Origin of the sequence: Frankia sp. AgPm24 (genome assembly GCF_023243055.1) — a bacterium.
Taxonomy (GTDB): domain Bacteria; phylum Actinomycetota; class Actinomycetes; order Frankiales; family Frankiaceae; genus Frankia; species Frankia umida.
The window spans coordinates 1-11,924 of sequence record NZ_JALKFW010000004.1; the positions used below are offsets into that span (position 1 = coordinate 1).

9 protein-coding genes and 1 tRNA gene are annotated in these 11,924 nt (G+C 72.0%); 2 read left to right on the plus strand and 8 right to left on the minus strand.

The window, feature by feature from the left end; all coding sequences use genetic code 11:
- The first annotated feature begins 61 nt into the window (after nucleotides 1-61).
- Nucleotides 62-532, plus strand: coding sequence for a DUF881 domain-containing protein (locus tag MXD61_RS02205; protein WP_308222663.1), 471 nt, complete (start codon nucleotides 62-64; stop codon nucleotides 530-532).
- Between the two features lie 8 nt (nucleotides 533-540).
- Here MXD61_RS02205 and MXD61_RS02210 read toward each other — a convergent pair whose 3' ends face one another.
- From MXD61_RS02210 to MXD61_RS02245, 8 genes are all read right to left on the minus strand, one after another.
- On the minus strand, nucleotides 541-1,191 hold the full coding sequence (locus tag MXD61_RS02210) for an aminodeoxychorismate/anthranilate synthase component II (protein WP_248811199.1): 651 nt from the start codon (nucleotides 1,189-1,191) through the stop codon (nucleotides 541-543).
- A gap of 82 nt (nucleotides 1,192-1,273) precedes the next feature.
- A complete protein-coding gene (pknB, locus tag MXD61_RS02215) occupies nucleotides 1,274-3,379 on the minus strand; it encodes a Stk1 family PASTA domain-containing Ser/Thr kinase (RefSeq protein WP_248811200.1) in 2,106 nt (701 codons plus the stop codon).
- Nucleotides 3,376-5,118, minus strand: a complete 1,743-nt coding sequence (locus tag MXD61_RS02220) for a serine/threonine-protein kinase (protein WP_248811201.1) — start codon at nucleotides 5,116-5,118, stop codon at nucleotides 3,376-3,378. Before MXD61_RS02220 ends, pknB begins: the two co-directional genes overlap by 4 nt.
- The gene (locus tag MXD61_RS02225; protein WP_248811202.1) at nucleotides 5,115-6,560 is read right to left on the minus strand and encodes a penicillin-binding protein 2; all 1,446 of its coding nucleotides are present in this window, start codon (nucleotides 6,558-6,560) and stop codon (nucleotides 5,115-5,117) included. The genes MXD61_RS02220 and MXD61_RS02225 overlap by 4 nt, the downstream gene beginning before the upstream one ends.
- Nucleotides 6,557-8,053, minus strand: a complete 1,497-nt coding sequence (locus MXD61_RS02230; RefSeq protein ID WP_248811203.1) for an FtsW/RodA/SpoVE family cell cycle protein — start codon at nucleotides 8,051-8,053, stop codon at nucleotides 6,557-6,559. The genes MXD61_RS02225 and MXD61_RS02230 overlap by 4 nt, the downstream gene beginning before the upstream one ends.
- Before the next feature lie 28 nt (nucleotides 8,054-8,081).
- Nucleotides 8,082-9,509 carry a PP2C family serine/threonine-protein phosphatase gene (locus tag MXD61_RS02235; protein ID WP_248811204.1) on the minus strand — a complete coding sequence of 476 codons (1,428 nt, stop codon included), beginning with the start codon at nucleotides 9,507-9,509 and terminating at the stop codon, nucleotides 8,082-8,084.
- Complete coding sequence (locus MXD61_RS02240; RefSeq protein WP_248811205.1) at nucleotides 9,506-10,003, minus strand: FHA domain-containing protein; 498 nt, start codon at nucleotides 10,001-10,003, stop codon at nucleotides 9,506-9,508. The genes MXD61_RS02235 and MXD61_RS02240 overlap by 4 nt, the downstream gene beginning before the upstream one ends.
- A 6-nt stretch (nucleotides 10,004-10,009) precedes the next feature.
- The gene (locus MXD61_RS02245) at nucleotides 10,010-11,512 is read right to left on the minus strand and encodes an FhaA domain-containing protein (protein WP_248811206.1); all 1,503 of its coding nucleotides are present in this window, start codon (nucleotides 11,510-11,512) and stop codon (nucleotides 10,010-10,012) included.
- A gap of 159 nt (nucleotides 11,513-11,671) precedes the next feature.
- On the opposite strand from MXD61_RS02245, the gene MXD61_RS02250 reads away from it, so the two are divergent.
- Nucleotides 11,672-11,754, plus strand: a tRNA-Leu gene (locus tag MXD61_RS02250).
- Nucleotides 11,755-11,924 lie beyond the last annotated feature (170 nt).

The following is an 11,924-nucleotide window of genomic DNA, read 5'->3' on the forward strand; positions in this document are numbered from 1 at the left end:
GGGGCCCCGGGGGGGGCCCCGGCCCCCGCGGCCGCCGCGGGGGGGCCCCGGGGGGGGGGGGGTGCCCGGAACCACCCGGTCCCGCCTGGACCTTGCCCGGGCCGTCGGTCTGGCGGCGGTGCGCGGGCCGGCGGTGAGCGTCGAGCTTGATGACGCGCCCGCGCAGAGCCGCCGCGGGCCCTATCCGCGGGGGGTGCGCTCTCCCGGGCCGGACGATCTGGTCGTGCACCAACAGGATGTGCAGGCCGTCGTGAACGCGCTGTGGCATGGTGGCGCCGAGGCCATGTCGATCATGGGTATCCGGGTGACCGCGCGGACCGCGGTGCGCTGTGTCGGCAACACACTGCTGCTTGACGGCGAGGTGTTCTCGCCCCCGTTTCGGATCACCGCCATCGGTGACACCGCCGCGATGCGGACCAGCCTGCGCGACGACCCGCAGATCATCGTCTACCGGCAGTACGTGGACGCCTACCGCCTGGGCTACCGGGTCAGCCAGAGCGCGGATGTCACCCTGCCCGCGGCCCAGCCCTGAGCGGCGCTCTAGCTGAAGGCGGCGGCGCGCAGGGTCTCGACCTCGTCGGACAGGCCGGGAGCCAGCCGGCGGGCGGCGCCGCCGTCGCCGCAACGCTCCAACCAGCGGGCGAGCATCAGATGGCCGCCCTGGGTCAGGACCGACTCGGGGTGGAACTGCACGCCCTCCAACGGCAGGCTGACGTGCCGCAGGGCCATCACCACGCCGCTCTCGGTTCGGGCGGTGACCTCGATCTCCGGCGGCAGCGTCCGCTCGTCGACGGCCAGGGAGTGGTAGCGGGTCGCGACGAACGGGGTCGGCAGGTCGGCGAGGACCCCGGCCTGGTCGTGATGGACCAGCGAGGTCTTGCCGTGCAGCAACTCGGGGGCGCGGTCCACGGTGGCGCCGAACGCGACACCGATCGCCTGGTGCCCGAGGCACACCCCGAGCAGCGGCACGGCCCGCTCGGCGCACTGGCGCACCATGGGGATGCTCACCCCGGCCGCCTCGGGTGTGCCCGGACCGGGCGACAGCAGCACCCCGTCGAACCCGAGACCGGCGAGGTCCGCCGGGTCGACCTCGTCGTTGCGCAGCACCACGCAGTCCGTCTCCAACTGGCCGAGGTACTGGACCAGGTTGAACACGAACGAGTCGTAGTTGTCGACGACCAGGATCCGCATCGGGCGGCCTCCGTCCAGGCTCAGGGTCGTGCTTGGCGTCCCTGCCTGTCCTGCCCAGGGCGGGCAGGGCAGGACACGGGACTCAGTTGCGGGCACCGCCCCCGGCCGCCCCGCCACCGCCACCGGCACCGCCACCGGCAGCGCCGGGCTGAGCGGCGGCACCCGCACCGGCGCCAGGCGCGGCTGTCGCGCTCGGCGAGGGGGTCTGACCACCGGTACCGGGGGTCTGGGTCTGGCCGCCACCGGGGTTCACGGTCGGCAGCTGGTCGGTCGGCTGGGTCGCGGTGGGGCTCGGCGGTGCGGTGGTCTCGAGCTGGGCGGCTACCGACAGGGTAATGGTCGACCCGCGGGGTGCCGCGCCGCCGGACGGCGTCTGGGCCACGACGGTGCCGGGCGCCACGGTGTTGTTGCCGACGGTCTGCTGGGTGGCCTTCAGACCCCACCGGCCGAGTTCGGCGGCGGCGTTGTCGTAGGTGCTGTTGCGCACGTCCGGCACGTTGACGCTGGAACTGACCACGTAGACGGTGACGGTCGAACCGGGCTTGACCGGGCCGCCGGCCGCCGGGTCGGTGCTGTCGACCGCGCCGACCTTCTGCGAGGTCTGGTTGTAGAAGGGCATGACCGCCGGATTCAGGCCGAGCGCCCGTAGCTGTGCCACGGCATCGCTCTGGCTCTTGCCGACCAGGTCGGCGGGAATGGTGACGTCACCCGCGGCCTTGCCGATGAACAGGGTGATCGTCCCGTTGGACTCGACCTGGGTACCCTCGGTCGGGTCGACCTTGGTGACCTGGCCGGCGCTGTCCGGCGCGTCCACCGAGGAGATGGTCACCGTGCCGCGGAAGCCGGCGCTCTGCAACCGGGCTCGCGCGTTCTGCTCGTTCAGGCCGAGCAGACCCTTCGGAACGGCGATCTTCTCACCCGACCCGCCGCCACCGCCGCCACCGCCGAGGAAGGTGGAGGCGAGCAGCACCACCGCGACGAACACGACGACGACGCCGAGGCCGGCGAGGATGTACTTCCACGCCTGTGACCTCTGCGGGCTGCCGGGCACGGCGCGCCGGTCCAGAGCACCGGTGAGGTCGTACCGGTCGAACGGGCCGGTGCCGAAACGGCCGTCGTCGTACGGCGCGTCCGGGTACGCGCCGGCGGCGGGGGCGAAGGAGGTCGCGTCGTCGCCGTAACGGTCGTCGGCGTAACGGTCGCGGGTGGGGTAGCCGGCGCGGTCGCCGCGGCCCAGCACGGCGGTGCCGCTGGCCGCGGGCCCCAGGGTGGTGGCGGCTCCGCTGGCGCCACCAGCTCCCATCATCGCCTGCACCTGACGTCCGGCCAGGGCCCGCTCCAGATCGTCGCGCATCTCACCCGCGGTGAGGTAGCGGTCGTCGGCGTCCTTCTCCATCGCCTTGAGGACGATCGCGTCGGCCTCGGGGGAGATGTCGCGGTCGTGTGCCGACGGCGGGTCGGGATCCTCGCGGACGTGCTGGTAGGCGACGGCGACCGGGTTGTCGCCGCGAAACGGCGGCGCCCCGGTGAGCAGCTCGTAGAGCAGCACCCCGGTGGTGTAGACGTCGCTGCGGGCGTCGACCCGCGCGCCGCGCGCCTGCTCGGGGGAGAGGTACTGCGCGGTGCCGATGACGGCCGCGGTCGCGGTCATCGTGGACGACGTGGCGGTGGTGGCCCGGGCGATGCCGAAGTCCATCACCTTGACCGCGCCGTCCGGGCTGAGCATCACGTTCGCGGGTTTGATGTCCCGGTGGATGATGCCCATCCGGTGGCTGTAGTCCAGCGCGGCGCAGACGTCGGAGGTGATCTCCATGGCCCGGCGTTCGGTGAACCGGCCCTCGGACTGGAGGGCGTCGCGCAGCGTCCGGCCCTCGATGAACTCCATGACGATGTACGGGATGTGGGTCCCGTTGATGACGTCCTCGCCGGTGTCGTACACCGAGACGATCGCCGGATGGTTCAGCGCCGCGGACGACTGCGCCTCGCGCTGGAACCGGGCGAGGAAGGTCGGGTCCCGGGCCAGGTCCGAGCGCAGCGTCTTGATGGCGACCTCGCGGCCGAGCCGGGTGTCCCGGCCGCGGTAGACCTCCGCCATCCCGCCGTAGCCGATGCCACCGCCGAGCTCGTAACGACCGCCGATGAGCTGCGGGGCCGCGCCGGGCGGGTACGTGTGGGTTGCGTCGGTCACGAAGACTCCCCTGCCTCACCGACGAGATCAGCCACGACCGGTGGCGCGGACACCGCGCCCGCCGGGGTTGCCGCCGAGTTCGACTCGGAACCGTTGCCGGTGAACAGCCGGTTGGAGACGAACGCGGTGATCGCGACCGTCAGGACGAGCAGAATGATCAGGAGTGGCAGGGGCAGCGCCCAACGCCCGGCGCCGGCCCCGGCGCCGCGTCGCCGCTCGGCCCGTCCGCCCGACCAGTCGGACTCCCCGCCGCGCCCGTGCGCCGGGTTGGACCACCCGGCCGGGCCCTGCTTGTAGATGGTGCCGGGGTCCTGGGTGTCACCATAGCCGCCACCGTCGCCGTACCCGGGGCCGCCGGTGCCGGGGTACCCGCCGCCCGGACCGCCGTAGCCGGTCGACGAACCATAGCCGGACGGCTCACCACCGGAGCGCGACCCGTCGCCGTACCTGCCGCGGGCATCCGGCCCGTACCCGGGGTCCTGGCCGTAGCCCGTGTCCGGCCCGTAGCCGGAGTTCGGTCCGCCGTAGCCCGAACCGGGGTTGTAACCGGTGTCGGGGCCGTGCGTCGGCGGGCTGTGCATCGCGGTCGCGGGCAGGTCACCGTCGGGTTGCAGCTGGGTGCGGTCCGGCGAGACCTGGGAGCGGTCCGGACCCGAACCGCCCCGACCGGGTCCGCTGCCGCCGCGGCCGGCCGCGGCGTCCGGCTCCTGCGGAAGCCAGGACGGCGGGCGGCTGCGGGAGGTCTGGCGGTGCGCCCGCCCCGCGGTCGGCGGGGGCAGCCCCGGGCCGCTGGGATGGCGGGCGGTCAGATCCGGGGAGCTGGGCCCGCTGGGCCAGCGGCCGTTCTCGGGTGGCCACAGGTTGCGTCGGATACCCGCCGCCGAGCGCGCGAACGCCCCGGCGGAGCTGGGCCGCCGGTTCGGGTCCTTGGCCATCGCCGAATCGACCAGCGCCCGGACCTGGTAGGGGATGTCGGTGGGCAGCGGGGCGGGGGTGTCCTGCTGGTGGGCCATGACGACGACGATGGGGTTGCGGTCGTCGAAGGGACGACGGCCGGCCAGGCACTCGTAGGCCACGACGCCGAGGGAGTAGACGTCACTGGCCGGTGTCACCGGCCGGCCGGAGGCCTGCTCGGGCGAGACGTAGTAGGCGGTGCCCATCATGATGCCGGTCGCGGTCAGCGGGGCGGCGTCGACGGCGCGGGCGATACCGAAGTCGGTGACCTTCACGACGCCGTCCGGGCGCAGCAGCAGGTTGCCGGGTTTGACGTCACGGTGGACGACCCCGAGGGCATGCGCGGCCTGCAACGCGTCGGCGGCCTGACCGAGGATGTCGAGCATCCGTTCGGCCGACAGGCGCTTCTCCCGGTGCAGCATCGCGGACAGCGGCTCGCCCTCGACCAGCTCCATCACCAGGTAGGCGGTGGGGTAGTCGTCCGCGGTGGCGACCTCGCCGTAGTCGTAGACCGAGGCGACCCCGGGGTGGGAGAGCCGGGCGGCGTGCCGCGCCTCGCCGCGGAAGCGGACCAGGAACGACTCGTCACTGGCGTACTCCGGACGCAGCAGCTTGACGGCGACGGGTCGGCCGAGGGTCTGGTCGAGTCCGCGCCACACCTCGCCCATGCCGCCAGCGGCGATCCGACCGTCGAGGCGGTAGCGGTTGTCCAGCACGGTGTTCGGCGACGCGGCACCGGCGAAGGGCTGCGAGGGAGAGGAGGAGTTGCCGGGCGAGTTGTTCATGGTCTGTCCAATGCGGCCTGCATGACCTTTTTCGCGACGGGGGCGGCGATGGCACCGCCGGTGCCGACCTCACCCCCGCCGTCCTCCACAATGACGGCGACGGCGACCCTGGGGTTGTCCGCCGGTGCGAAACCCACGAACCAGGCGTGCGGCGCCACGTCGGTGCCGTGCTCGGCGGTACCGGTCTTCCCGGCGACGGTGACCCCATCGATCTGCGCCTTACGGCCGGTTCCGGCGGTCACCACGCTCTCCATCATCGTCGTGAGTTCCGCCGCGACGTCGCCGCTGATCGGCCTGCCGAGTTCCCTGGGGCTGGTCCGGCTGATCGTCCGCTTGTCCGGGCCGCGCAGTTCGGACACCAGATAGGGCTTCATCTCGGTGCCGCCGTTGGCGATCGCCGCGACCACCTCCGCCATCTGTAGGGGCGTGACCCGCACGTTGTACTGGCCGATCGCCGACTGTGCGGTCTGCGCCCCGTCCAGGTCACTGGGGAAGACGCTACGTGCCTGCGACACGGGGAGGTCGGGGAATGTGGTGTTGAAGCCGAACGCCTCCGCCTGGCTACGCAGAGCGTCATCGCCGAGGTCGATCCCGAGCTGACCGAACGCGGTGTTGCAGGAGATCGTCAAGGCGTGGATGAGTGTGTCGGTCTGGCCGTCGCCGCAGGTCTCACCGTCGAAGTTCGGCAGCGTGACGGTGCTCAGCGGCAGCTTCAGCTCGTTCGGGGCGGCGATCCGGTCGTCCGGGTGGCGGCCCGCGGCGAGGGCGGCGGCGGCGGTGATGAGCTTGAAGGTCGACCCCGGCGGATAGGTCTGCTGGGTCGCCCGGTTGAGCAGCGGCTGTGCCTTGTCCGCGGAGAGCACGCCGTAGGCGTCGGTGGCGGTCTTCTCGGTGTGGCTGGCCAGCGGGCTCGGATCGTAGGTGGGGCTGGTGACCATCGCCAGCACCGCGCCGGTCTTCGGATCGAGTGCGACCACGGCTCCCCGGCGGTCGCCCAGCGCCTGCGCGGCGGCCTGCTGCACCGCCGGCACCAGGGACGTCAGCACCGTCCCACCTCGGCGCTGCTGGTTGGTGAACAGCCCGGTCACCCGGCTGGCGAGCAGCCGGTCGTCGTCCCCGGAGAGGAACACGTCCTGGGAGCGTTCGAGGCCGGCGGCGGTGAACAGCGTGTAGTAGCCGGTGACGTCCGCGTAGAGCGAGCCGGCCGGATACTGCCGCTGGTACTTGTACTGGTCGTTGGAGGCCACCGACCGGGCGATCTCCACGTCGCCGGCCAGGATCGAACCGCGCTCCCGCTCGAGGCGCTCGGTGATCTGCCGTCCGTTCGTCGGTTCGGTCTTGAGGCTGTGCACCTGGCCGACCTGCAACCAGTTCGCGTTCACCAGCAGGGCGGCGAACAGCACCATGCAGACGACAGCGACCCGGCGAGCTGGGCGGTTCATGTCGTCTTCACCACCTGGGTGGGGCTCTCGGACACGGCACCGGGATCGAACAACGGCGCCTCGGACGGCGGCTCCGGGGCGCGCCGCGCGCTGTCACTGACCCGCAGCAGCAGAGCGATGATCGCCGCGTTGGCCACGATGGACGAGCCACCGTAGGAGACGAACGGCAGGGTGAGTCCCGTCAGCGGGATCAGCCGCATCACCCCGCCGACCTGCACGAACACCTGGAGGCCGAGGGTGAACGACAGGCCGGTCGCGAGCAGCTTGCCGAACGCGTCCTTCGCCCCGAGGGCCGCGCGCATCCCACGCAGCACCAGCAGCGCGTACATGGTCAGGATGGCCATCACCCCGGTGAGCCCGAGCTCCTCGCCCAGGCTCGCCATGATGAAGTCGGTGTTGGCGAACGGCACCTTCTGCGGATGGCCCTGGCCCAGGCCGGTGCCGCTGATCCCACCGGCGGCGAACCCGTACAGCCCCTGCACGAGCTGGTAGGACGTGCTCGACGGGTTGTCACCGTCGAAGGCGTGCAGCCAGCCGTCCACCCGGATCTGGACGTGGCCGAACAGCGGGTACGCCAGGACCGCCCCGGCGACGAACAGGCCGAGGCCGCTCAGAATCCAGGACACCCGCTCGGTGGCGACATAGAGCACCACCAGGAACATTCCGAAGAACAGCAGGGACGAGCCGAGGTCGTTCTGCACGACCAGGATGCCGAGGCTGGCCAGCCACGCCACCAGCAGCGGGCCCAGCGTGCGGGCGTGGGGGATCTTCAGGCCGAGCACGGTGGGCGAGCCGTAGGTGAGCACGTCCCGCTTGTTCACCAGGTACGCGGCGAAGAAGATCAGGATGAGGATCTTCGAGACCTCGCTGGGCTGGAACGAGAACGGCCCGACCCGCAGCCACAGGCGGGCACCGTTGATGCTGGTGCCGATGCCGGGCACGATCGGCAGCATCAGGCCGACGATGCCGGCCAGGCCCGCGGTGTAGGCGTACCTGGCGAGCTTGCGGTGATCACGCACCAGGGCGAGCACGAGCACGAACACGATCATCGCGAGCAGCGTCCAGACCAGCTGCACCTGCGCCGCGCTCGGTGGGATGTGCCGACCGGCCTGTCTGGCCGCCTCACTGCGGGCCAGGTCCAGCCGGTAGATCATCACCAGCCCGAGGCCGTTGAGGGCGACGACGACGGGCAGCAGCACCGGGTCCGCGGCGGGCGCGAAACGACGGACGGCGATGTGGGCCATCGCCCACAGGCAGAAGAAGCCCAGGCCGATGGTCAGCACCCCGAGGGAGAGCTGACCGACGTCGGCGAGGGTGAGTGCCGCCAGCGCCGACGTCGCCAGCACCCCGGCGTAGATCAGCAGGGTCAGTTCACGGCGGCGGTACGGCGGCAGGTCGATGTCCCGCGGCAACGGCAGACCGGCGAAGGTGGCGGTCAGGTCCGCCGACCGTGGCCGACGCAGCGGGGGAAGCGGGAGCGGCGGGCGGGTCATCGCTGGCCTGGGGACATGAGCATGGGGCTCACGGAGTCGCGGTGGTCGCAGGGGTCGGACATCCGGCGGGGACGGGGGCGACCCGACAGGCTTCGGGCGGCGCCGTCGGCAACACCGCCGGCACCTTCGTACTCGTCGACGGGCTCGGGCTGACCGAGGGTGCCACCGTCGCGGAGGCGGCCGAGGCCGCCTCCGGCGAGCTGCTCAGCCGGGCGATGATCTGTTCGGCGTCGGAGCGGCTGTTCGCGGGGATGCCGTCCCGCAGGTCACTGCGGTCGGCCGCGCTGATCTCGGCCAGCGGCTGGCCGTGGGTGAGCACCGAGGAGAAGTGGATGCCGGCGAAGCCGCCCTTCACCCCCTGGAACAGCGCGACCTTGTCGTCGTCGACGCCGACGTAGTACTGGCTGCGCACATAGCTCCAGCCGGCGGTCGCGCCGGCCACCACGATCACGAACACCACGGTGGAGACGAACAGCACCCGACGGCCGGAGCGGCGAGCCTCGCGTTCCGGTTCCGCCTCCCCGTCCGCGTCGTCGCCGTCCCCGTCGGAACGGCTGCCGGCGGACTGCTGCCGGTCCCGGCGGTGGAACCCAGGCCGGCCGATCCTGGCCGCCTTCGCCGCCGCGGACTCGGCGTCGCCGTTGCGCGGGTCGGGGCCGCTGCGGGCCAACTGGGCACCCGGCACGACCCGCTTCTCCGCCGCCGCACCGGCCACCAGCGGATGGGACAGCGCCCCACCGTGGTCCTCGGCGATGTCGGCGACCACGACGGTGATGTTGTCGGGCCCGCCGCCCTTGAGTGCCAGGTCGACCAGTTGGTCGACGGCATCCTGCGGGGACGGCAGCAGCAGCGTCTCGCGGATCGTCTCCTCACTGACCACACCGGACAGCCCGTCGGTGCACAGCAGGTACCGGTCGCCGGGGATGGCCTGACGCACCGACAGGTCCGGTTCGACCTCCCGGCCGTCGAGCGCCCGCATCAGCAGTGAGCGCTGCGGATGGGTGTTGGCCTGCTCCGGCGTGATCCGGCCCTGGTCGACGAGATCCTGCACCAGGGTGTGATCGTGGGTGACCTGGCTGAGAATGCCGTCGCGCAACAGGTAGGCGCGGGAGTCACCGACGTGCAGAACGCCGAGCATGTTCCCGGCGGACAGCACGGCTGTCACCGTCGTGCCCATCCCGTCGAGCGCGCTGTTCTCCAGCGACATCTCCCGGAGCTGGCGGTTCGCATCGCGGACGGCCTCGTTCAGCTCGGTGACGAGATCGTCGCTGTGCACGCCGTCGTCGAGATCGGCCAGCCGTGAGATCACGGTGGAGCTCGCGACCTCACCGGCGGCATGGCCACCCATCCCGTCGGCGACGGCCAGCAGACGCTGCCCGGCGAACGCGGAGTCTTCGTTTCCTTCCCGTACGTGCCCGACATCGGAGCGGACGGCGAAGTGCAGCCTGAGGCTCACCGGTGGAGCTCCAGGACCGTCTTCCCGATCCTGACCGGCGCGCCGAGAGGTACCGGCATGGGACTGGTCACCTTCGTACGGTTGAGGAATGTGCCATTGGTCGAGCCCAGGTCCTCGACGAACCACTGCCCGTCGTGGTGCACGAGTCTCGCATGCCGGCCTGACGCGAAGTCATCCTCGAGGACCAGAGTCGAGTCCTGTGCCCGTCCGATGGTGACAGGTACCGATCCTAGTGGAATCGTTGTGCCTGCCAAGGGACCCTTTGTCACGACCAGTTTGCTTGGCGTGCGCGGCTTGTGCGCTGGTTGCGGGGGGTTGCGAGGCGCTGCTGGGCGCGCGATCGGTGGCGGTTCGCGGCGTTGCTGACGTTTCGTCGGGCCGAACATGTCCAGCCGGACGGCCCGCACCGCCACCAGGACAAATCCCCACAACAGGGCAAGAAAGCCGATCTTGATGATCAGCAGCACCAGCTCACTGGGCTCGGTCGGGTCCATCGGCGACTACCAGCCCCGATCCGACCGGGAGCGGCCACGCCCGCCGGGATCCTGCTGCGGGGCGTCCAGCTGCCCGGGCAGGACTGTCTGTGCGTCGTACACGTCGTCCAACGGCTCCAGGTCGAGGGGCTCCCGATCGCTGGCCGGCGGATCACCGGAACGCCGGGAAGGGGCACGCCGCGGGTCGCGATGATCCTGCGAGCCCCCGACATCGTCGCGGCGATCGCGCGGGCCGCGGGCGTAGCCGCCCCGCTCCTCGCGCGCCGACCCCGGACCGCGACCACGCTCCCGTGCGCGTGGATCGTCCGGCTGATCATAACCGCGCCGGCCCTGGTCGCGGAACTCCTGGTCGCGGTAGTCCGCACCGGTTCCCGCCCGACCGGGGCGCTCCGGGCCGTAGGAATCGTCCGGATAGGCCGGGCCGCCATCGCGCCGATCGCGCGCGTACGGATCCACCCGGTCGCCCGGATCCACCCGGCCACCCCGGTCGCCGCGTGGCGAGGAGCCGGCCTGGTACGGATCGTCCGGGACAGGGGTGGGTCGCCGCTCCGGCGGCGGGGTGGGACGCTGCGCCGGGCGCCCCGGCACCGGCGTCGAACCCGGCCGGGTGCCCACCCGCCCCGGCGGTGGCGTCGCCCCGGCCCGGTTCGGCAGCAGCACGCCCCGCTCGGACGACGATCGGTCACCGGGCGCTCGGTCCAGGGATGCCCGGTCCACCGGTGCCCGCTCGGCGGAGACACGATCGGGGTGCGGGGTGGCGCGGCCACCCGCCCGCCCCGCCCCGGCCCGGCCGTCCTGCCGGCGAAACACGATCGTGGCGGTACCGAGTTCGATACGATCACCGTTGACGAGCTTCACCTGCCGGGCTGCCCGCCCGTTCACGAGACTGCCGTTCGTCGACCCGGCATCGACGTACAGGAACTGCCCGTCCGGCAGCCGGCGGATCTCACCGTGGCGCCGCGACACCCCGGTGTCGTTCAACCGGATGTCACACTCGACGCTGCGGCCGATCACCGTGGTCTCCGCGTCCAGCGGGTACTCCCGCTCCCCGGAACCACCCGGCGCCTTCGTCGTGATCAGCAGATGGGGTGTGCCCGGAGCGCTCGGCCGTGACCGGCGACCGGCGACCACCCCCGGATCGGCCGCCGCCACACTGCTCCGGATGCGGAACACGCCGACGTCGAGATCGGAGGCCTCCGACAGCCGCACCGACACCGGCCCGACGAACGTGTACCGCTGCTCGGCGGCATGCTCACGCACCATCTCGGCCAGCTCGTCGCACAGTGCACGGTCATACGGGGAGAGTCGGGCGAAGTCGCCACTGGCCAGCTCCACGGCGAACTCGTTGGGCACCAGCACCCGGTTCGAGCTCACCGCGCGGCGGTCGTCGGTCTCCCGAGCCAGGGCGCTCGCGATCTCGACCGGCTCGACACCGCCCTTGAACACCTTGGCGAACGCACCTTCGACGAGGCCGCCCAGGCGCCGTTCGAAGCGTTGTAGCACGCCCATGCTCGACCTCCCTTCTCCCGGTCTGTGAGATCGTATGCCCCCGGGCGCCCACGCCCCACGGCTGCGCAGCCTGACACGTGCCCGGCTGGCGCGACCCCCCGACGCAGAGGACATCTCCGGCGTGATAGCGTGTCACCTGCACAAGAGATAGTTCCACTCGGGCGAGTGGCGGAATGGCAGACGCGCACGGTTCAGGTCCGTGTGTCCTAACGGACGTGGGGGTTCAACTCCCCCCTCGCCCACGCAAGCCCCTGTTGGCGCATGCTGCGCCGGTGGGGGCTTTCGTCATGTTGGCCGGGGGGGCCGAGCCCCCCCCCCCCCCCCCCCGGGCCGGCGGGGGGGGGGGGGGGGCCGGCGGGGGGGGGGGGGCGGGGGGGTTGTGTGTCGGGGGGGCTTGTGGGTTGTGGCGCGT

Excerpts from the sequence above, each read along its gene's own strand:
- MXD61_RS02225 (WP_248811202.1), bottom strand. The coding sequence starts at position 6,560 with ATGAACCGCCCAGCTCGCCGGGTCGCTGTCGTCTGCATGGTGCTGTTC.
- MXD61_RS02220 (WP_248811201.1), bottom strand. The coding sequence starts at position 5,118 with ATGAACAACTCGCCCGGCAACTCCTCCTCTCCCTCGCAGCCCTTCGCC.
- MXD61_RS02240 (WP_248811205.1), bottom strand. The coding sequence starts at position 10,003 with ATGGACCCGACCGAGCCCAGTGAGCTGGTGCTGCTGATCATCAAGATC.
- MXD61_RS02210 (WP_248811199.1), bottom strand. The coding sequence starts at position 1,191 with ATGCGGATCCTGGTCGTCGACAACTACGACTCGTTCGTGTTCAACCTG.
- MXD61_RS02245 (WP_248811206.1), bottom strand. The coding sequence starts at position 11,512 with ATGGGCGTGCTACAACGCTTCGAACGGCGCCTGGGCGGCCTCGTCGAA.
- MXD61_RS02230 (WP_248811203.1), bottom strand. The coding sequence starts at position 8,053 with ATGACCCGCCCGCCGCTCCCGCTTCCCCCGCTGCGTCGGCCACGGTCG.